Source organism: Peribacillus alkalitolerans (assembly GCF_010882125.1).
In the GTDB taxonomy this organism is placed as follows: Bacteria; Bacillota; Bacilli; order Bacillales; family DSM-1321; genus Bacillus_BN; species Bacillus_BN alkalitolerans.
Map to the genome: position 1 here is coordinate 1 of NZ_JAAGVZ010000003.1, position 21,827 is coordinate 21,827.

A 21,827-nucleotide genomic window follows, 5' to 3' on the forward strand; every position below is an offset into this window, starting at 1 on the left:
CCGTGAAGGATGTTATACAGAAGGGGCGAAGAGTAAAACATATTCGGTGACAATTAAATCGACCGAACATAAGGAACAAGAAACGTTTCAAAATAGTGAAGAGTTTAAGGAACAGGCTCGTTCACGCTATAAAATTGAAGCCAAGAATAGTGAATTAAAACATGGACACGGGTATGATACAGCATCATCTGCGGGTCTATTCGGCATGGGAATTCAGGGTGCCACGACAATATTCGCCGTCAATCTCAAGAGAATTCTCACGCTTCTGAAAGAAAAGGAATAAAGAAAAGGAATAAAGAAAAGGGATAAAAAAGAGCAATTTCTTGTTCTAAATCGAACGAGAAATTGCCCTTTTTTTTATCTCACCATGTTTACATTTTTAAAAACGCAAGTTTTTCAGTGCCCTCAATTCCTCCGGTCGGCACAAAAAACTATTTATTCACTATATACCTCTTAAATTTCTCAGCATCCGACGCCTTACATTCCACTTTCATTAATGTGCCTTCTTCTTCGTAGCTGACTTCTTTTACGTTCGCGACCTCGTTCAAATATGAAACGACGCCTCCTTGGTCATACGGGATGACCAATTCGCAGTTGACGTATTGAGCGAATAGGTGTGAACGAATCATACTTGTCAGCTCTTCGATTCCGATACCGTTTTTCGCTGAAAAATAAATGTCATCCTGGTGGACAACCGGTAAATCATCGCGAACTATCTCAGCCTTGTTGTAGGCATAGATAGTCGGGATTCCTTTTACTCCAATATCTTCAAGAGTTTGATTGGTTATGTCAATCAATTGACGGTAATTCGGATTCGAGTAATCAACCACGTGGATGAGCAAGTCTGCTTCTGCCACCTCTTCTAGCGTAGATCGGAATGCTTTGACAAGGTGATGGGGAAGTTTGCTTACAAAGCCAACTGTATCCGTCAAAAGGAAAGATTTATTGTCTGGTAGCGTAATGTTACGCACCGATGTTTCCAATGTTGCGAACAGCATATCCTTTTCAAATACCTTTTTTTCCACGTCTGGCATATAGGTTTGTAGCATGCTGTTCATGACTGTAGATTTCCCAGCATTCGTGTAACCGACTAATGCCACAACAGGAACCTCGAGCTTTTTGCGTTTTTTACGCTGGATTTGGCGTTGGGCTACCATGATTTCTAAATCTTTTTTCAGGACGGAAATCTTTTCTTCAATACGACGGCGGTCGAGTTCAATTTTCTTCTCCCCGGTACCTTTGTTCTTCGTACCTACCCCACCGCTTTGTCGGCCCAATGACTGGCCTAAGCCAACCAATCTTGGCAGCATATATTGAAGCTCTGCCACTTCTACCTGCAGCTGGGCTTCCTTCGTTTTGGCACGGTTCGCGAAAATATCCAGTATTAAAATCGTTCGATCAATGACTTTACAATCCAATTCCCTTTCCAGGTTACGGATTTGTGAGGGCGATAATTCATCATTAAAGATGACCAGGTTCGCATCTTTTTCTTCAACAAGGTGACGAACCTCCTCCACCTTCCCTTTACCGATATAATGCGACGGATTTACGCGTTGCAAACTTTGAGTGATGCGTCCTAATACTTCTACATCACATGCATGCGTCAAGTTTACAAGCTCTTCCATTGAATATTCAAAATCCTCGGTATGCCCGAGATTCACTCCTACTAGTATCGCTTTTTCCACTATAGCTTCCATTTGCTACCTCCAAAAAATATATTTGTATAAGTTCAACTAGCCGCAAATGAAAAGTGGTACAGCGGACATCAGGCGTTTCAAACCAAATAAAAAGCACAGATGAACTGTGCTTAATAAACGGAATATGAGAAAGAAGCCAAAACCGTTGGACGGTTTTGGAACAGCTTCTCAACACGTATGGAATTGACTATTTCCGCAAAATTCTAGACCTTGCGTTTGGTTTTCAAAAATAGACAGACCAATCCCGCTTACTCTGAACACGCACCAGAGTCCTTGAGCACTATTCAATTAGCGGCACAAAGCTTGTAGTCGGATTCTTCCAGATAGGAAGCAAGCAGTCTGAATCATTTCGAAAACCCTCCGTTCCTTAAGATTATGGTCATTTTAACATATGTATTTCAATGATACAATGTTCCTTCTATAAATTAACGGGAATTTTATCCAACAAATCTTCCAGGGTCATTTCCCCCATAGATGATATGCGGACTTGATAATCTTCGAATTCTAAATGTTTCGTTACCCCATTTGGTACAATCGCACAGTGAAGCCCAGCTTTTCGGGCAGCGATTAAGCCATTCAGTGAATCTTCAAATGCCAGCGCTTCATTTGGTTCGATCCCTAGAGCCTCCACTGCCTTCATATATTATTCTGGATCAGGCTTTACCTTGGACACATCATCACGTGTTTTGACTGTTTCGAAATACTTTAAAATTCCTAGCTGCCTTAAATAGCCTTCTACCCATTGACGAGAAGAACTCGACGCAAGTGCAATTCGTAAGCCTCTGTCCTGTGCGGATTTAAGGTAATTTTCTACTCCTTCCCGCAATTCTGGCTCACCCATTTTTTTGTGATAAATCTCATGTGCTGTCTTTTCAATTACGCCCCGATCAATTGGAGATGTAGCATGTTGCCTTATATGTTGATACAAGACCTCATCAGTTGTCCCAATTACCTTTGAAAAATCCTCTATTTTCAAATCCATACCATATTCCAACAGTACTTCGCGATACGAATCGTACCAAACGGATTCAGTATCTATGATTAATCCGTCAAAATCAAAAACAAGTGCTTTAATCATCTTTTTTCTCCTTATACTCTATCTTCAGCCTTTCCTTCACAATCATGAGTCCCTTCTTAGGTTCTAAATAGAATTGACACTTTTCTTCTACTTTTTGCTTTAAATCCCTTGCCAGGAATTTACGATTTTGAAATAATCGTTCCTTCATATTGATGGTTAATACATGTCCGTGCGTAAATGTTATCTCTGTATTGTAAATTTCAACAGCTCTATGTTTTATTATATGATGCAAAGCAAACCAACCACAATCGATATTGTTCGGAGAAGAGTGTGGAAACCAGTAAAGATTGTGAAGAGAACTGATCATGACAGGTTGACTATAACCATTTCCTAAATGGAATATTGCTGCTCTTCTTGCTCCTTCAAAATCGCTTCCATAGTGTAATAGACTGTCTTTTATGATCTGCATCGGGCTTTTATTAACCACATAGATTTGGACTCCCTCCAAAACTAAAGAAATCAAATTTCCATATTGGTCTAACTTAGGTAAAATAAGAATCGTATCTAAATTGATACAATATTCAACACGATATTTAGCATTTAACATTATTTAACCACCTTTCGAATTTGTTTATTTCCAATTCCTCTAAAAAGGGGTATACTAACCTTGGAGCAAGAGTTGGTATACCCCAGCTATTGCACGGCCTTAAGCAACGTCCTGCCAGACAATTGCTTAAGGCCATCTTATTTTCTCACCCACATATTTTTAACCTCCCATTCCCCGGGCAATGTTTGACAATGATACGACATCATTCATCAAATTCCCCTGCCATTAGACCCATTATCTAAATTTTGGTATTTGTTGTAAATATAAAATTCAGAATTTTCTTTACTATATTTATAAAAATTCATTTTTTTGACAAAAATAGCTACTAATACAAAAAACTGATTTCTTAAAGAAACCAGCACTATCTATTTATTCTTCTTTTGTTGTTTCGAAAGGTATGTACGAAAATAATAACAAATATGATTAAACCAACTATCAATCCATATTTAGTCGATAACTCCACGATTGCTTCTATATTCTCTCCAAACAGAGAACCAAGAGTGAAATACAGTACGGTCCAAACAAACCCTGTTGAATAGGAATAAATTGCATATGACCTGAAGGACATTTTATTGATCCCAACGATGTAAGGTACTATATGTCGTACAACAGGTATGAAATAGCTGATTACTAGAGCATATTCCCTGTACTTTTCAATCATTTGATGGGATTTGTCAATGTACATGACTTTTGATTTCTTCTTAATAGTATCTAATATTCTCACACCTACTGTTCTACCAAGGAAATATCCTAACGAAAGTCCAGACACGACCCCAAGGTAAGTCAGCAAAAAAGCGATAACAGGATTTAATATTCCAATGGATGATACAAAACCCCCACTCATTACAATCATCTCATCTGGTATCGGCATACCAATAATTCCGAGCCATAAACAAAAAAACAATGCTAAATATCCAAAATGATTGATATATTGTAACAAGTCCTGTAAATCCAACACATCCACCCTCATCCATTTCGATATGGATTAAAGCGTATCTAACATTTATTAAGAATTACTGAGATTAAATCTTAAGATTTATTAAAATTCGATAAAATAGTCCAATATTTACCATAAGATTTAGCTATTGGTTAATTAGAAAACTAGGTGTATATTTACATAGGGTCAATGAGATAATCCCACGCTATTAATGGACAAGGACACTTGAAAATTAGGAGATTAATAAATGCAGGAACTATTAGATTTTTTATTGGCTTTACCTTTAGAATTAGCAGCGATAATAAGCATCCTTTTAAATATTGGAATTAGCATTGTCGGGGTAGTTCCAAGTGCATTTCTAACCGTTATCAACATTCAATTATTCGGTTTAACTGTAGGAGTATTTGTTTCTTTTTTAGGGGAATTACTTGGAGGAATTGTTTCATTTTGGTTATATCGAAAGGGATTCCATAGATTCATCAGTCAAAAGTCCTTTAATTATCCAAGATTGCATCAATTATTGAATGTTAAAGGTAAGGATGCCTTCTTCCTTGTATTTACTTTCCGCCTATTGATTTTCGTACCATCCAGTGCAGTTACCTTCTTCGCTGCTGTGGGTAAGATGTCATTGGTGACCTTCTTAGTGGCGAGTACTCTTGGTAAAGCCCCGGCTTTAGCGATAGAAACTTATTCGACCTATCAAATATTACACTGGACCCTACAAGGGAAAATCATCTTGTTTCTATTATCTGCGTTACTTATTATCATTATTTTAAGAAAATGGAAAACTAGTTCCACATAAGCCCTTTGTTAAGGGTATTTTTTTTGTAATAAAACGTGACATTTAACCAAATAGGGTCATATTTTAAGAGGAGGTGATAACAATTGAAAAAAATCCTCTTGTTTTGTGATCCTGGCATTGATGACGCAATAGCGATTATGTACTGTCTGTTACATCCTGGGTTAGATTTAGTTGGTCTGGTCACAAGCTATGGCAATGTCACGGAAAAACAAGCGACAGACAATGCCGCTTACCTGCTATCGTTAGCTGGGCGTCAGGATATTCCCGTTATTCGAGGGGCAAAAGGGCCTTTTTCGGGTGAAATAGCAACATACTACCCAGAAATCCATGGTAGTGAAGGGTTGGGGCCGATTAAAACACCACAAGATTTCAATCCAACGGTTTATCCGTTTCAAAAAGCCCTTGATCTTATTTTAAAGCATGGTAACGAACTAACTATTGTCGACGTAGGGAGATCCACATCATTGGCGATGGCATTTTTATTACTTGGAGCAGAAACAATGAATAAAGTGGAACAAATCTTTATCATGGGGGGCGCCTTTCTGCATCCTGGTAATGTAACTGCAGTGGCAGAAGCGAATTTTCATGGAGATTCCATCGCAACTGATTTAGTATTGGGACAAGGTAGAAATGTGACGATCATCCCTTTGAATATCACCAATAAAGCAATCATTACATCTGAAATAATTGATAGAATCATTATAAAAGCTAATAATCCTTTTAAAGCATTATTGAAACCAACCATAGAGTACTATTCTGATGCGTACAAAAAATTAATCCCTGGTATCCAAGGCTCCCCTCTGCATGATGTTGTTACTTTATATGCGGTAGTTGCTCCAAATCAGTTCAACTATATAGAACGAAGGGTTAGGGTAGAGATATGGCAATCTAGGGGAATGGCCATCGCAGATTTTAGAGGAACCCCAAAAGAAGAACCTCCTGAAACAATAGACAAGGTAGCTTTTGATTTTAATTATGAGGCATTTAAAGAGGATTTCATCAAGATCATGATGAATCCGATTTATTACAGAAGAAATTAATGGCCGACATCCCTCCAATGTCGGCCTAACAAAGTCATTTTACATCTCCTTCATTTTGAATATGTACTTTCACTTGTACCTTTTGTAAAGACTCTTCATTTAAATTCTCCAACTGTTCAATGGACCATTTATCTGGTTTAAATCGAAAAGGCTTTTCAGCTAAACTGAATACATCGTGTTTTACTTTTATTCCTGCTAGATATGTTTCTTTGATTTCTTTTTTTACTTCTTCTTCTAAGATAGATATTAATTTTGATGTTTTAAAATTACCATCATTTTGCGTCACGTCGGCATTAAGATCCAACTTTATTTGAAATGTTGGACTTGGGTTAGAGATTGTTTTGATTTTAAATTTTGCATCTCTAATGTTAAAAGCCACTACATTTTCACCCTGTTTTGTCTCAATATGAAAGTTTTTATATTCTTTATTCATCCATCGAATACCCCGAAGACTATTTTTATCTAGGTATACTACATCCTTATCTTTTTCAACCACATATCCTCCGTCTATCTCAACGATCTTTTTAGGTTTCTTTTCCATCCAGTTTGATTCATTTATTGAAACCGAAGGTATAACTACAGTGGATACTGGGTCGGAAATACTAGATAAAAATTGATGATATCGAACCGTAGTGAAAGTGCTACTTGGTACCAATATATCTTCAGGGTAAAACATTAAGGTAAAGATAGTAGGTAAATTGAAAAAGCTTTCACCCTTTAAAACAGAAATGAAATCGCCCTTAGCTGAAAACACCCAAGAATTATAGCGAAAAAATGTACTCCTTCTTATTAGATCCTTAAAATTGTCTAGTTTTTGAGTCAACACAGATTCACTTAAAATAATCGAATGGATTTGCCCATATTGTATAGGAAGAGCAGTAGTCTCTTCCAAGTTTTTAAGTGCGGACTCAAATGAAATTCCTTTCCCTATTCCGATTAGGGGCGATGGAGCGTTTTCTGGAAGTCCAGCTTCTTGTTTTGCCACGTTTCCAAAACTAAGTGATTGAGTGTATACATAGTATTCATCATCTTTATAGTCAAAAGCAACGGAAACTAAATAATTGAAATTATGCGGTTCAACATTTCCCCAACAACCTTGAAGAGGAAGAATCATCACCATTATCAATAATAAATGAATTTTTCTCATGTTCCTTCCTCTTTACGATCCACATCTTTTGGCTGATAAGCAAGATTTCTTTTTTTGATCCATTTATCGGGAATTTTAATTAGCGTTTTAATTAGATCCCCTAAATTGGGATTTGCTAAAATCGAAATATAGGGTTGATTAAAACTTTTAAGAGATACAATATAGCCCGTTAAAAATAATACACATAAAAAGAAACCGTAGAACCCAATCATAATAGAAATTAAAAGTATGACAAACCTTAAAATAAGGATATTTCCAGACAAACTTTGATTCACAAGCGTATAGCTAGAAATTATTGTAATGGCTATTATCACTAACATAGTTGGTGATGTAAGTCCTGCACGGATTGCCGCATCCCCCACAATCAAACCGCCTAACACTGCAACGGTTTGTCCCACTGCTTTAGGAAGCCTGATACCAGCCTCTTTAAACAGCTCAAATAATAAAAGCATGATGATCATTTCAAGTCCTGTAGATAATGGAAGTCCTAAACGAGAGACTGAAACAGTCGCTAACATTGGAAAGGGCACTTGATCCAGATGGTGAGAAGTTAGGGCTCCAAAGAATCCTGGTAAAAACAGGGTAATAATTAATGCAGCTATTCTGAGTATTTTTTCGGTACTGACATAGAAAAAACTAAGCTGCCCATCTTCTGGTGAATTTAATAATGAATTTAAACTAGTCGGGCCAATGATACAGCTAGGGTTTCCATCTATCAATATGGCAAATCTTCCTTGGTTCAATGACTCGACTACATAATCTGAACGTCCCATATAGTCTGTTAATGGAAATAGTGACCAGGTTTTATCGTAAATATGTTCTTCAATTTGATGGACGGAGGTTAAAACATCCATTTTAATATTTATTAATTTTGAATTTACTAGCGAAAGTATTTCATCATTTAATACGTCATCCAAATACATGAGACAGACTTTCGTATGACTTCGCTCCCCAATTGTATAGACAATGCTTTTTAAAGATGTCGTTTTTAATCTTTTCCGAATTAATGCTAGATTGTCTCCAATATCTTCTACAAACCCATCGCGAGGACCACGAATAGATACCTCTGTATTGGATTCCTCAGGACTTCTTTTTGGAGAATCAGAGGCACTAACATAATGAAAAACTAATTCATTAGAAGGAATGATGATAATGATTGATCCTGAAAATAACCTCTCTTCAAATTCATTTTTAAAATTCTCGGTGTCATCACTTTGAAATGTAAAAGCATTATAGTCCAAAGTGGTATTCACAATTGAATCATAAAGGAACAATTCTCCTCTAATGCGGGGGATTATCGTTTCATTTAAATATTTACTATCAATTAACGAAATGTGGTAGATAAATGTAAATAAAACCTTATCACCATTTTTCATTTCAAAATTTTTATCAACTTTACTTACTTCAGATATGTTTTTTATCCATAGGTCAATTTGTTCATTCCAGTTATCGCTAGATTTCCTTACTAGCATGTTGCTCACCCCCTGGCTTTTTCCAAATTATCAGTACTAAAAATAGAGCCATAAACGTAAGTAAGAAAAACAAATTAAATGGGTAATAAAATTTTCTGAGCATATGATAATATTTAATCGAATTAATAGGAATGAAGGTAGCTCCCATAATAATTAGGTACATTAAGAATATTGGCCACTTCTTTTTTGAACCGAATAAAATGTGATTTCCTAAAAAAACATTTAAACTAATACGAATATAAGCCCCTGATAACCATTGAAAAATGGATAAAAAATCTAGACGATTAATATACTTCCCAAATGACAATAATCTCCACTGATCATAGGCAGGAACCCTCATTTCCCTCGCTGCATCTATATTAAATTCAGCAATGGCACCAGTAAGAGGTCCCAAAGTCATAATAAATAATAAAATCATAATTAAAATCAACCATTTTATCTTAATGGTTTTCTTACAAAAAGGGATAAAGAATAAGATGAGTAGTGTTTCAAATACCCCTATTGAGGAAAATAAAGTTCCTTTCAAAATGGAATATAACCCTTCTTGAAATACTGGAAATAACAGTGAATAGTTCTTATTAGGGTAATTTCCGATACCTACAAAGAATCCTAAAAAGACGACAAAAGGTAGAATAAATAGAGCCATCATGCTAATCGCTTGCATTCCTTTGATTGATCCATAAAGACAAACGATGGATAGACACACCATAATTGTAAACAATGGTAAATCGAATGTATAATTTTCCTTCGCCCAAAATACAGTCGATCGAAAGGTTACAAATGCATTTATTAATAAATAAATTGAAAATAAGATTGCTGTGAAGTAATAAATAAGTGGATGGATTTTAGTTTTTAAATAAGTTAATATATCAATTCCTTTTAGTTTTTTGATAAGGAAATATAATAGAAATATCCATATAATCGACGGAAGAAAACTGAATACGACACTGATCCACGAGTCCCTGTTTCCCATAAATAATAAAACAGGAATCAGCAAAACATGGACCATAAAGCCAGTAGACATGATGACTAAAGCAAAAATATGGATATTATAAAGGCTTTTACTGCTCATAGACTTCCCCTGACTTATCGGTTATTTGAATCTTATTATGAGCATATTTTCCATATAAATACGGTTTTTTGAGCTAAAGGTCATCAACCAGGAATAGATAGCATTTATTAATGGATTTTTTTCGGAGATTAAAATGCAAAAAATGCCGACTCACAATCTAAGTCGGCATTCAAAAAAACTATTATATTTTCTTCACTTCAATAAACTGAATTTGATGGCCGTCCATTTCGGTTACTTTAAAGACAAAACCTTCTTCCTCTAATGAATCCCCAAGTTCAAGGTCGTACTTTTGTGATAGAACCCAACCACCGATCGTGTCTACCTCTTCTTCAGATAACGTTGTACCAAGGAAATCATTCACTTCCTCGATGAGGACCATACTACTTAAGATAAAATGGTTGTCTGTAACTTTACGAATATCAGCTATTTCATCAGCATCATATTCATCACGGATTTCGCCTACAATTTCTTCCAAAATATCCTCAACCGTTACTAGACCTGATGTTCCACCATATTCATCGAATAAAACCGCCATATGGGAGCGTTCTTTTTGCATTTTTAATAATAAGTCATGGATGGGAATGGTCTCTATCACTCGAATGACAGGCTTGATTATATTCGTTACTGGTTTTTCTAATGAATTTTTATTGATGGCAGCACTTAAAATGTCTTTAATGTTAATGACACCTATGATATTGTCTTTATCACCATTCACAACTGGATAACGACTATATTTTTCTCTATTAATCACTTCAATGATTTCTTCCAATGTGTCTTCCATCGATAAAGAAACAATCGAAGTACGAGGAACCATGATTTCTTTAGCGATTCGGTTATCAAATTCAAAGATATTATTCACGTATGTCAGCTCGGACTGATTGATTTCCCCACTTTTATAACTCTCAGACAAAATAATTCTTAACTCTTCCTCTGAGTGAGATATTTCATGTTCTGAGGCTGGTTTTAGTCCAAACAAACCTACTAGAGCCCGGGCAGAACCATTTAAAACCCAAATAAAAGGAAACATGATTTTATAGAACAAAATGATTGGTTTTGCAAATCGTAAAGTGACTGTCTCCGCCTTTTGAATCGCTACCGTTTTAGGAGCCAATTCCCCAATTACAACGTGTAAAAACGTGATCAATGCAAAAGCAATACCAAATGAAAGGATATGGTTTACAGTACTACTTAATTCAAATCTTTCAAAAACAGGATGTAGTAATTTTTCTACAGTAGGCTCACCTAACCAACCTAATCCTAAAGCTGTGATGGTAATCCCTAGCTGACATGCCGATAAATATTCATCTAAGTGTGTGACAACATGCTTAGCAGCAATTGCCCCTGGTTTACCTTCTTCTATCAACTGATCAATTCTTGTGGATCTAACTTTAACAACAGCAAACTCTGTTGCTACGAAAAAAGCAGTCAAAGCAATTAGTACTACTATTAATAATATGTTAACTATGTCCAAATTCGCACCTTACAATTGTAAGGCGTACACCTCCTGGTATTCTCATCATTTATAAAGCCTTTTCTATTATATTAATAACAACAGCAACGATTGTATCAAAGATAAGCTTTCATTTGATAAATGCTTTTTCATTAAATCATCTTTACTGATCTGATTTTTTTGAAGCATTTCCACAATTTCAGAAACATCTTTTTCTAAGCTTTGTAATTTCCCCTTTAATTCATCTAGATCAACGGGATGTTTTTCAATTATAGTGAACATCTTTTTAATTTCATCTAAGGACATATTTTGCTTTTTATATGTCTCTATTAATCTGAGCCTTTCGACAGTATCACTAGTATAATAGCGATAATTCGAAGCAGAACGTTCCGCTTTTAGAAGACCAATAGAGGTGTAGTAATCAATCGTCCTCTTAGTGAAACCAGTAACTCTAGCTAATTCTCCGATTCTTAATCCACCGACCCCATGGTATCCCCCCTAAAACTGTAACGTTATAGTTTGAACCTAATCATACATGAAAAATTCGTTCCTGACTATTAATACGAGTATTGTTCATAAAAGTTTCAATAAGATTAAAAACACCGAATCTATCTCGACTGGGCAATGGTATTCACTATTTATCTTTGGCTTTGTTAAAATAGCCAGGTGATTTCCGCTCCAATCAACATAATAACAAATCAACAATGTGCTTTAATACAGCTTTATCTATCTAATTCTCCAAAGATTCTTCTACTTAATCAGCAAAAAACCGGATGACTTCATGTCATCCGGTCTTCCCTTTTATTTCAAGTCTTTTAATTTATCTAACATATCTACAGTCATTTTTGCTAAGTCATAATCTGCCTTAAAGCCCCACTCTTCTTTAGCTGCAGTTGGGTCAATCGAGTTTGGCCAGCTATCCGCAATACCTTGACGGATAGGATCGACATCATAAGAGATTTCAAAGCCAGGAATATGCTTGCGAATTTCAGCAGCAATTTCATCGGGTTCAAAGCTCATTGCCGTTACGTTAAAGGAATTACGGTGTTTCAATTTAGATGCATCTGCTTCCATTAAATCCACTATCGCATTCAATGCATCCGGCATATACATCATATCCATGTAAGTTCCTTTATCAATATATGAAGTATATTTTCCGTTCTTTATGGCTTCATAGTAAATTTCCACAGCATAGTCAGTCGTCCCGCCACCTGGAGGAGTTACATATGAAATCAAACCAGGGAAACGAAGTCCTCTTGCATCCACACCAAACTTATGGAAGTAGTAATCGGATAACAATTCGCCAGCTACCTTATTCACACCGTACATAGTAGTAGGTCGGCAAATTGTATCTTGTGGTGTGTTGTCCTTCGGAGTGGTTGGTCCGAACGCACCAATCGAACTTGGTGTGAAAAATTGACCATTGATTTCCCTTGCAGTCTCCAATGCATTCATTAATCCGCCCATGTTCAAATTCCAGGCAAAAACAGGTTTTGCCTCTGCAGTAGCAGATAATAGAGCCGCCATATGAATGATGGTATCAGCATTGTATTTCTTCGCCAACTCAACCATCAAATTGCCGTCGGTCACATCCAAAATTTCAAATGGACCTGATTGAGCTGCTTCTGTATCAGTTTTTCGTATATCTGTCGCAATGACATTGTCTGTACCGTAGATGTCTCGTAGCTTTAATGTTAATTCAGAACCAATTTGACCTAATGCTCCAGTAATTAATATACGCTTCATTCTAATCCCCCAAAAATTAATTCATGGAAGAACCAGCAAAAATGCTGGTTCTATCTCATTAAATAATGTCCAATTCTTTTCCTACTTTTTTGTAGACCTCAAGAGCCTGATCTAGCATTTCTTTTGTATGAGCAGCCGATGGCATATTACGAACTCGGCCTGTCCCACGTGGTACTGTCGGGAACACGATAGATTTTGCATACACACCTTCTTCATTCAATCTCTTGCTGAATTGTTGTGTTTTTACTTCATCACCGATGATACACGGAGTAATAGGCGTTTCGCTGTCACCGATGTCAAAACCTAAATCTTTAAGACCTTTTTTCAAGTAATTTGCATTTTCCCAAAGACGTTCATTTAATTCTGTGCTTTCCATTAAGATTTCAATGGAACGAATGCTCGCAGCAACATCTGCTGGAGTCAATGAAGTGGAGAATAAGAACGGTCTACTACGTACCTTTAACCAGTCGATGAGTTCCTGTTTTCCTGCCACATAGCCACCGACAACCCCAATTGCTTTGGAAAGTGTTCCAATTTGGAAATCAACCTTATCAGATAATCCAAAATGTTTTACCGTTCCAGCACCATCACCTAATACTCCAGAACCGTGTGCGTCATCAACATATGTAATAAGGTCAAATTCTTCTGCAATTTGTACGATTTCAGGAAGCTTGGCAACATCGCCATCCATCGAGAAAACGCCATCAGTGATGACCATAATTTTGTTATATAGACCAGATTCTTTTGCTTCCTTCGCTTTTGCACGTAAATCATCCATATCTGAGTGATTCACTCGAATGATTTTAGCTTTGGAAAGACGACAGCCATCAATAATTGATGCATGGTTTAGCTCATCAGAGAGAATTGCATCGTTCTTATCCATAACAGCTGAAATAGCCGCCATATTACAGTTAAATCCTGATTGATACGCAATTGCAGCTTCTGTATGTTTGAATTCTGCAAGCTTTTCTTCAAGCTTCACATGAAGTTCTAACGTACCGTTGATTGTTCTAACCGCACCAGCACCCACTCCATACTTGTTTATGGCTTCGAAAGCAGCATCCTTCAATCTTTGGTCTGTAGCTAATCCTAAATAGTTATTGGAAGACAAGTTAATGAGCTCTTTACCATTGATTGTAATCATCGGTCCATTTGGACTTTGAAGCGGATCAATGACATTGTATAACCCTTTGTCTCGTAAATCTTCTAGGTTTACTTTTAAAAACGCGTCTAATACTTTGCTCGACATATGTAAAGCCTCCTATCAAAATCGTTATATTGTATTTCTCAAAAAGACAATTATACTCCTGTAAAATACATGATATATTAAGCTTTATCCATAAATAATGTATCATACTTTTACAGTCTTGTGCACTCCTAGAGGACATAGTTTTATAATTATTTTTATAACTTACCTTTAGGTTTCCCATAGGGCGAAAGGATATTTGTAAAATAGAAAGAATGTGAATTTTGATTAAATCAATAATCGGTGATTCGGATATAACTGAAGACTGATTACCTAAAAAATGCCAAGAGCATAATATCTCTGGGCATTTTAGTTGAAATACTCTATTTTATTTTGATTATGAAATCATTACTATCTGTTGAATTAACTCCTCTTTAGCCCACTTCTGAATTTTTGAACCGATCTTCTTTTTTCATCATAGAATTCCTCATAGGCGTTATCCGTATATTCCTTGATGACCTTGCGCCAGAAGGTTTGGGCACGATAGTTCTTCTCCATCTGCACGACCATCCACTTCCCTTGGAACAAATTAAATGTTTCAATGGCTGCCTCCCTTGAAACACCTTTACCCATAAAACGATTCATCACAAAAAATTCATTCATGATAAAATCAAAATCGTCTCCTTCTTCGCCCCTACTTACAATCACAAACCCGGCAAGTTTCCCTTCTTTCTTGATAAAATAAGGAAAAATATTTGGGTTTAAAAAATAGGAATCTAAGCTTTCGAATCCATAGCGACCATTTTCATCCACATGAATATCGACAAATTTAGTGAATTCATACACATAAAACTCTAATAAATTCCCCAGTATTTCTTTTTGATCAATTGTTGCTTTTTCTAATAATGCCATTCATAATTCTCCTCTACCATCCAAATCCAAAATTCATTTTTCAAGAAGATCGATTACTATTTTAATGAATACTTACAAGTGCAAACATAAATAAAAACACAAAACTTAGTGTCAAAAAAGCTCCCCAAGATAAACGGTTATTAATAAATTCACCTTTATTTATTTTCTTTAGTAAAGTGATTAAGTTTAAGAACCAAATAAACGCGATTATTGGAAGTACAACTAACATAATAGTAACGTACATCGTAATGCCCACCCCTCTCCCTTTATGCGCACATAACTTGCTTAATGATTTTCGTTAATCATTATCATTATTGGTAAAAAAAGTATTTACAGAATAATTTTACACTTTAATTTTTAGATAGTATATATCTAAAAAAACAAAAAAACTAAGGATGTACCGCCCTTAGTTCATTGTATATAAAGGATTCATTTGATTTATTTGGTCTAGCAAAAAGTCAGATGATTCCTTCCCATAAAGCGTCAAGCGGTGCATCGGCCTTGTCATACCTACATATAGGAGTTTAATATCCATCTCTTGGTCTGAATACTTCTCATCGAGGCACACCATTAACACAGCATCAAACTCTAACCCTTTAGCTAAATGCGATGGAACGATTGAAACATAGCCTTTCTTCATATCGATCATTTCATCAAGAAGCTGCGTGCGGATATCGCTGGATTCGAATAGTGCAGCTATCGTTTTACATTCCTTCTCGGTCCTTCCAATGATGGCGATGGAGTGGAAGTTTCCTTCATTAAGAGTTTTAATATCTTCTTCTAATATCTTCAAAGCATCTTGATGACTAATTTCTTTAAAAACAGGTTTTGGACCATGCCTGACCACTGGGTCCACTTGTGGCAAATCTTCGGGCATGAGTGCCAATACCCCATTCGCCAATTCCATGATTTCCACCGTTGTCCGGTAGCTCTTCTGTAGAGAATGATAATTTGCGGTAGGAAAAATCTCGTTCACTAAAGGCTCCCAGCTGTTTAACCCACGGTAGGAATGAATTCCCTGGGCAAGATCTCCGACGATTGTAAACAAGTCTGTCTGTAAACCTTCTTTTAAAGCAGCAAATTGAAAATAGCTGTAATCCTGTGCTTCATCGATGAATACGCTTTTCATTTTTAATTCGCTGTCTATTCCGATGAGCTTCGCTTTCAAATAAAACAGGGGTGCCAAATCTTCAAGTTCATAATGGCCTTTTTTAAAAATTCTTTGGCAATAATCTGTCAAAATTGAAGCCTCTCTAGGAGTTAGGGAAGAATAAGACATAAGCAATTCCTCTGAAGTCATCAACTCTTTATATAACTGGAATATCGTGTTTTTCTGGAACTGCTTCATATATCGGTTTATAGCCGTTTTGAGTTCTAATTGGATTGCGCTTAATCGCTGTTCTTTTTGGTCTAACAAGCTTGTTACTTTTTCTCGTCTTTTTTCTGCATCCTTTATCCGATACAGCGCCCGGTCCAATGCATCATCGTATCTTTTCTCGATGGTTGAGATAATGGTTTTCCTCTTTGTCTTTAGATGACTGGAAAGGATTCCTTTAATTTTATCCAGCCTATTATAGATAGGAAGATACGTATATTCTCTTAGAAACAGTCTCTTTAACTTCGCTCCCCTTAATAATCGGAAATTCTCCACATTGAAATCTTCCAAAGGAGCCAAACTTTTTTCAATATCCCTTATGTATTTATCTATCAAGTTCTTAAAAGATAATGACCCTTTAAACGAAGATATCCACTTAATTTGATTTGAATTCTCGTTTCCCTCAACCAACGCCAAGAGTTTACTTGACGGTGAAACAACCTTGATTTTTCCTCCTAAACTTTCCTGCATATAATCAAGGAAAGTTGTCTGCTTAATCTTATTTACCCCAAGCTCTGGAAGGACATCTGAAATATAATCAATGAACAACCGGTTAGGTGCTAAAATCATTAATTTTTCCGGTTGGAATTGATCACCGGCGGTATACAAGAAATATGAAATACGATGGAGCGCTATGGTTGTTTTTCCGCTCCCTGCTGCCCCTTGTACAATGATGGGATGTCTGAGTGATGCACGGATTACATCATTTTGCTCCTTTTGGATGGTAGAAACAATTTCAGACAAACGGTTGTCGGCATTGCCAGCAAGGGACTCTTGAAGCAGTTCATCGTGAGTAGTGAGGTCGATATCACGGAAATCCTTTAATTTGCCATCTTCAATTTGATATTGTCGTTTTAAGGATAAATACCCTTCACGTTCTTCGCCGTTCACATCATAGGTTACTTCCCCTATCCGGCCATCATAATAGACGTTCGCGATTGGCGAGCGCCAGTCAACGATAATGGGCTGCTGATTCTCGCGATCAAATAGCGATGTTTTGCCGATATACAGGATTTCTTCTTTTCCATCTTTCACTTGAAAATTGATTCTTGAAAAATAAGGCTTGCTTAATACGCTTTCGAGGCTCTTCAATTGACTTTGAGCTAACTGAAGGAAATTGGCATTCGTTAATAGATTAATATAATGCAAGCTACTGTCCAAATGGTCTAAATCTGTAAAGGACTGCTTAATGCTTTCTTCAAAACTTTCTTTTCTTCCCCTTGAGGTTTCAAGAATGGCATTAATATAAAATTTTGTGAACTCCAAATACTCAATTTCTGACTGATAGTCTGGATGATTTAATAAAGAAGCTAGTTTTCCATTCGTCATAAATCCTCTTTCACATCCCTCTAGGCTTGAGAATCATTTATACTTTTGAAAAGACTAATTATGTAAGGTGCAACTTCGGGGATAAGCAGACAAAAATAAGGATCAGTCCTTATTTGTTCTGATCCAAACTTTTATATTCAAACTATATAGTTTAACAAATTTTTCTAATAGTAAATAGGATGATTATTATAACAACCGATAATATTTTAGTCAATGGGATTATGGGATTTTTTTCAATAAAATGAAGTTGTCAAATATGATTCTTTGAATGCCACCTTTTTGCATCGACGAGAGTGACTCTTCATTTCAACCTAGGACACACAGTCCCTCGGAATCCACCCTACTTCACCATTCTTTTTTATTAGTACATACCCGTCACAACTATTATCAATAATTGAAACTTCATCTCCAACATCTACTGACAACAAGGTAGTACTTAGATCATCTTTACAAAAGGTCCCATCCACTTTTTCAATTATGTACTCATTTTTAACCCACTGTTGTATCCCTAGATTAACATTTTCGCATAACGTAAAGTATTCTTCCTCGACTATCTGCTTAAGTTGATAGTTTGGGTAAGTGACGGTACCAGCAAAACCTCCTGAAGCAACATAGGATTTTTGAACAATTACTATTTCTTCTAAATGATCTACATATGTATAGGCAAAAAATCCGTTTTCAACGATTAACGCGTTAAGTTGACCATCCGACTTAATTTGATTTCCACCGTCTATACAAATCATTCTTTTATCAAGATCAATCAGGGGGTTATTATTACTAATGGCAGATGCCCGATAATTGATTACAGGCCAATGTCCAACGACCACCAGCTTACTAGCTTGATGACCTTTTTCATAGAAAGATGGTACCGATAAAGCGCACTCCAAGCTTGTTTCTTGCCAGTTTTCGATATTATCGATTCCGGCATGTATGATTATAAAATCTTCCGTTTCAAACGCAACAGGAAGGTCCAGAAGCCAATTAATTTCCTTCGAATAATGCTCCTGATAAAAGGCATGTAAATCCTTTATGGATAAAAAGTCATCTAGACATTTACCTTGTTCCTCAAGCATTTCATTCAAAATGCTATGCTTCTGTTTTCTCATATAATTGAGTATTCTTTCATCTTCGTTCAACACATATTGGATCAAAACATCGCAATTCCCTTGGGACACATGGACCTTAAGTGATTTTGACATCAGTTCCATGATATACCGAACAACCCCCATACTATTTGGACCTTTTTCACACATATCCCCATTTATAAAGAGGACATCTTGCTCGGTGTATTCTATTTTGCATAAATGCCTTTCAAGGAGTTGAAGGTCTCCGTGAATATCTGAAAGTATGATGGTTCTCTTTTCATGATTTATATTCACCTTTTCAATCTTAAGCATAACTCTCACCCTTTGTCCCGAACTACCTTTGATCAGCCATTTTTCTTCTTCCCCTAAATATTAAATATCTCCTTACCTTTCTCCTCTAAAAATTTAAAAATGGATGATATTTTAATAGTAAAAAGATAATTGAAATAGAGCTCCTTAATTTAAATATTTCTATCCTTATTTTGATTGCCCCCTAGTTTTTCTATAGGAATGGATATTCTTTTATCGGCACTTCTCTCCATATGTCTTATAACCTTCGATTCATTCATCATCTTTTTGTCTAAAAATGTACCACAGTGATTGCATACAATTTGGGAAGATCTAACCGTCTGTAAGCAGCTTTTACAACGGGTTTTCTTGTCACGTCCGAAATGCATCAGGAGACCTACTACACTACCCACCGCCAATAATAAAAAAATGAAAAAGCCAATTATCATAAACACAGAACCACCTCTTCCAGTATTTTTCCATCTATTTATATTTACGAGAGATATTATTATAAGTTTCGAAATTTTCTGTGATTAACACGAAAAATCAAGCTGTCAGATTGACATCTTATCCGGAAATTTATTTCTCTATATGTTTACATATTACCTTTCTTCTTTTTGTATAAACTAGACGCTGTAATCCGGTTACCACAGGTATCCATGTCACACCATTTCCGTTTTTCCCCTGAAAACATTAGGGAACGATTACTTAATTGCCGCACGATTAAATGGTTTCAATATAAAGTTGTTGAATCACCAAGATGAAATTGAATTAGATTAGCAATCTTGAATCTAGCTCCCAAAATAAAAGGTGGGCCGAGTTTAGTTTTCGGTCCACCTTTTTACAATTAATATGGGGGTGATTCAAATAGTCTCTTCAATCTCATTCAGAAGCGTTATTAATGCATCGTCTTTCTTAGAAATCCTCATATTGTTTTTGTATACTTCACGTTTTTCTTTCAAGATTTCTAAATGAGAAATCAATGAATCGTAAGTTAGGTTCTCTTCTTCTATTGTAAGTGCATATCCTTTCTCTTTAAAAGACTCGGCATTTAATATTTGATCGCCTCGACTTTGCTGTTTACTTAAAGGGATGATGAGCATCGGGATCCTTAATGCCAAGAATTCGAAAATAGCGTTTGAACCTCCACGTGTAATGACGAGATCTGTAGCAGCCAAAATATCTGCAAGCTCTTCATGGACATATTCGAATTGCTTATACCCAGGCAGCATTGTAAGCGAGCTATCCAAGTTATTTTTTCCACATAGATGTACTACTTGATAGCTCTTTAGAAGATGGTCCAAAGAAGCCCTTACAGTTTCATTAATTTTTTTAGCTCCCAGACTACCACCCATTATTGTTAGGATAGGTAGTCGATCATTAAATCCAAGAAACTTTTTTCCTTTGTCAGCTGTACCTTGGATTACCTCTCTTCTAATCGGAGAGCCAATGGCCTGTGTTTTGCTTTGAGGGAAGTAATTCTTGGTCTCATCAAAGGACGTAAATATTTTAGTGGCAAACCGCTGCGATATCTTATTTGCCAATCCTGGTGTCATATCACTCTCGTGTAGAAAGATTGGGATATTCAATGACTTCGCTGCAATCACCACTGGAACTGAAACGAATCCACCTTTCGAAAAAACCAAATCAGGCTTTAATTTTCTCAAAACTCCTCTAGCTTCAAAACACCCTTTCAGGACTCGAAACACATCCACTACATTTTCAAAATCGATATACCTTCTAAGCTTCCCACTGCTAATTCCATGATAGGGAATGTTAATTTTTTGAATCAGTTCCTTTTCAATCCCTTTTTTAGAACCGATATAATGAATATCCCAATCTTTACACCTGATTTCTTGGATTATGGCAATGTTTGGTGTCACATGACCAGCGGAACCTCCGCCTGTGAAAACAATGGTTTTTTCCGACATACGGCCTCCTAAAATGTTTCCTCCATATATTATATTTCCGTCTTCTTTTAGAACTTCATACTGATAACAATCGTCCCTATGTTCAAACTCATTCCAATAAAACAAAAACATACGATGCATTTCAAGTGTATCGTTCAAATTATTAGTCGTTAGGATTAATTATAGCCAAAACCTGATGGTCTTCCCATTTCCCGTTTATTTTCACGTTCTTGATGGCAATGCCCTCTTTATGGAACCCAGCTTTTTCAAGGACGCGAATAGAACCAATATTATGGGGCATTACACCGGCTTCTATCCTATGTAAATTTAATTCATTAAAAGCATAATCAACAATTAACTGTGCAGCCTCAGTAGTGTACCCTTTACCATTAAGGCTATTATCCAAAAAGTATCCAATGAAGGCACTTTGCAAGGAACCTCGAATGACCTGGAAAAGATTGATGGTACCAATCAATTCATCAGTTTCATTAAGGAAAATACCGAAGAAATAATCCTCATCTCTTTTCATTCGGTCTGCATAAGTTTGGATTCTCTCTAATTGTCCTTCTATTGTATAGTAGTCAGAGTTGCGTCCCATGGAAAACTTTTCAAAGAATTCCCTGTTCTCCATTTGTAGAGCTAAACTAGCTGATGCATCTTCAGCAAGTAATTGTCTTATATGTATGTTCCTACCTTTTTTCATGGTTAAAATTCCCCCTTCTCATTTCTTTTTACTCATAAACTCTCTTTTTCA

At 36.2% G+C, this 21,827-nt stretch carries 20 protein-coding genes and 2 pseudogenes; 3 read left to right on the plus strand and 19 right to left on the minus strand.

Features of this window, described 5'->3' with window-relative positions:
* Positions 1 to 283: transposase (locus G3O09_RS04385; protein WP_205439604.1), on the plus strand; the 283-nt coding region annotated here is incomplete at its 5' end.
* Between the two features lie 148 nt (positions 284 to 431).
* Here the strand turns inward: G3O09_RS04385 and hflX are convergent.
* The 4 genes and pseudogenes from hflX to G3O09_RS04405 form a co-directional block, all read right to left on the minus strand.
* Positions 432 to 1,697, minus strand: a complete 1,266-nt coding sequence (gene hflX, locus G3O09_RS04390; RefSeq protein WP_163100284.1) for a GTPase HflX — start codon at positions 1,695 to 1,697, stop codon at positions 432 to 434.
* Positions 1,698 to 2,115: 418 nt separating this feature from the next.
* Positions 2,116 to 2,775 (minus strand): annotated as a pseudogene (locus G3O09_RS04395) (HAD family hydrolase).
* Positions 2,768 to 3,322 (minus strand): competence protein ComK, encoded by a 555-nt coding sequence (locus tag G3O09_RS04400; protein ID WP_163100285.1) that lies wholly within the window; start codon positions 3,320 to 3,322, stop codon positions 2,768 to 2,770. The pseudogene G3O09_RS04395 and the gene G3O09_RS04400 overlap by 8 nt, the downstream one beginning before the upstream one ends.
* A gap of 361 nt (positions 3,323 to 3,683) precedes the next feature.
* Positions 3,684 to 4,277: a DedA family protein gene (locus tag G3O09_RS04405; protein WP_163100286.1), complete on the minus strand. Its 594-nt coding sequence runs from the start codon at positions 4,275 to 4,277 to the stop codon at positions 3,684 to 3,686.
* A gap of 229 nt (positions 4,278 to 4,506) precedes the next feature.
* On the opposite strand from G3O09_RS04405, the gene G3O09_RS04410 reads away from it, so the two are divergent.
* Together G3O09_RS04410 and G3O09_RS04415 are read left to right on the plus strand one after the other, a co-directional pair.
* Positions 4,507 to 5,061 carry a TVP38/TMEM64 family protein gene (locus G3O09_RS04410; RefSeq protein WP_163100287.1) on the plus strand — a complete coding sequence of 185 codons (555 nt, stop codon included), beginning with the start codon at positions 4,507 to 4,509 and terminating at the stop codon, positions 5,059 to 5,061.
* Between the two features lie 83 nt (positions 5,062 to 5,144).
* Positions 5,145 to 6,101 carry a nucleoside hydrolase gene (locus tag G3O09_RS04415; protein WP_163100288.1) on the plus strand — a complete coding sequence of 319 codons (957 nt, stop codon included), beginning with the start codon at positions 5,145 to 5,147 and terminating at the stop codon, positions 6,099 to 6,101.
* 34 nt (positions 6,102 to 6,135) lie between these two features.
* Here G3O09_RS04415 and G3O09_RS04420 read toward each other — a convergent pair whose 3' ends face one another.
* The 15 genes and pseudogenes from G3O09_RS04420 to G3O09_RS04490 all read right to left on the minus strand — a co-directional run bounded on the left by G3O09_RS04420 (position 6,136) and on the right by G3O09_RS04490 (position 21,776).
* Positions 6,136 to 7,248 (minus strand): Ger(x)C family spore germination protein, encoded by a 1,113-nt coding sequence (locus G3O09_RS04420; RefSeq protein WP_163100289.1) that lies wholly within the window; start codon positions 7,246 to 7,248, stop codon positions 6,136 to 6,138.
* A complete protein-coding gene (locus tag G3O09_RS04425; protein ID WP_163100290.1) occupies positions 7,245 to 8,720 on the minus strand; it encodes a spore germination protein in 1,476 nt (491 codons plus the stop codon). Before G3O09_RS04425 ends, G3O09_RS04420 begins: the two co-directional genes overlap by 4 nt.
* Positions 8,701 to 9,792, minus strand: a complete 1,092-nt coding sequence (locus G3O09_RS04430) for an endospore germination permease (RefSeq protein WP_163100291.1) — start codon at positions 9,790 to 9,792, stop codon at positions 8,701 to 8,703. The genes G3O09_RS04425 and G3O09_RS04430 overlap by 20 nt, the downstream gene beginning before the upstream one ends.
* 181 nt (positions 9,793 to 9,973) lie before the next feature.
* Positions 9,974 to 11,263 carry a hemolysin family protein gene (locus tag G3O09_RS04435; RefSeq protein WP_163100292.1) on the minus strand — a complete coding sequence of 430 codons (1,290 nt, stop codon included), beginning with the start codon at positions 11,261 to 11,263 and terminating at the stop codon, positions 9,974 to 9,976.
* Between the two features lie 66 nt (positions 11,264 to 11,329).
* Positions 11,330 to 11,524 (minus strand): hypothetical protein, encoded by a 195-nt coding sequence (locus tag G3O09_RS22390; RefSeq protein WP_240338334.1) that lies wholly within the window; start codon positions 11,522 to 11,524, stop codon positions 11,330 to 11,332.
* Between the two features lie 6 nt (positions 11,525 to 11,530).
* Positions 11,531 to 11,710, minus strand: a pseudogene (locus tag G3O09_RS22710) (MerR family transcriptional regulator); the annotation flags it as partial.
* A gap of 333 nt (positions 11,711 to 12,043) precedes the next feature.
* Positions 12,044 to 12,988, minus strand: a complete 945-nt coding sequence (locus G3O09_RS04445) for an L-threonine 3-dehydrogenase (protein ID WP_163100293.1) — start codon at positions 12,986 to 12,988, stop codon at positions 12,044 to 12,046.
* 58 nt (positions 12,989 to 13,046) lie between these two features.
* Positions 13,047 to 14,237 (minus strand): glycine C-acetyltransferase, encoded by a 1,191-nt coding sequence (locus G3O09_RS04450; RefSeq protein ID WP_163100294.1) that lies wholly within the window; start codon positions 14,235 to 14,237, stop codon positions 13,047 to 13,049.
* A 360-nt stretch (positions 14,238 to 14,597) separates the two neighbouring features.
* Positions 14,598 to 15,086, minus strand: a complete 489-nt coding sequence (locus tag G3O09_RS04455; protein WP_163100295.1) for a GNAT family N-acetyltransferase — start codon at positions 15,084 to 15,086, stop codon at positions 14,598 to 14,600.
* Positions 15,087 to 15,492: 406 nt separating this feature from the next.
* Positions 15,493 to 17,790, minus strand: a complete 2,298-nt coding sequence (gene helD / locus G3O09_RS04465) for an RNA polymerase recycling motor HelD (RefSeq protein WP_163100297.1) — start codon at positions 17,788 to 17,790, stop codon at positions 15,493 to 15,495.
* 311 nt (positions 17,791 to 18,101) lie between these two features.
* Positions 18,102 to 19,187: a metallophosphoesterase gene (locus G3O09_RS04470; protein WP_163100298.1), complete on the minus strand. Its 1,086-nt coding sequence runs from the start codon at positions 19,185 to 19,187 to the stop codon at positions 18,102 to 18,104.
* 149 nt (positions 19,188 to 19,336) lie between these two features.
* Entirely contained in the window at positions 19,337 to 19,612 is a 276-nt protein-coding gene (locus G3O09_RS04475) for a hypothetical protein (protein WP_163100299.1), read from the minus strand.
* Between the two features lie 146 nt (positions 19,613 to 19,758).
* Positions 19,759 to 19,857: a CGNR zinc finger domain-containing protein gene (locus tag G3O09_RS22970; RefSeq protein ID WP_420850328.1), complete on the minus strand. Its 99-nt coding sequence runs from the start codon at positions 19,855 to 19,857 to the stop codon at positions 19,759 to 19,761.
* Positions 19,858 to 20,026: 169 nt separating this feature from the next.
* Positions 20,027 to 21,094: an undecaprenyldiphospho-muramoylpentapeptide beta-N-acetylglucosaminyltransferase gene (locus tag G3O09_RS04485; RefSeq protein WP_163100301.1), complete on the minus strand. Its 1,068-nt coding sequence runs from the start codon at positions 21,092 to 21,094 to the stop codon at positions 20,027 to 20,029.
* Positions 21,095 to 21,236: 142 nt separating this feature from the next.
* The gene (locus G3O09_RS04490; protein WP_163100302.1) at positions 21,237 to 21,776 is read right to left on the minus strand and encodes a GNAT family N-acetyltransferase; all 540 of its coding nucleotides are present in this window, start codon (positions 21,774 to 21,776) and stop codon (positions 21,237 to 21,239) included.
* Positions 21,777 to 21,827: the final 51 nt, after the last annotated feature.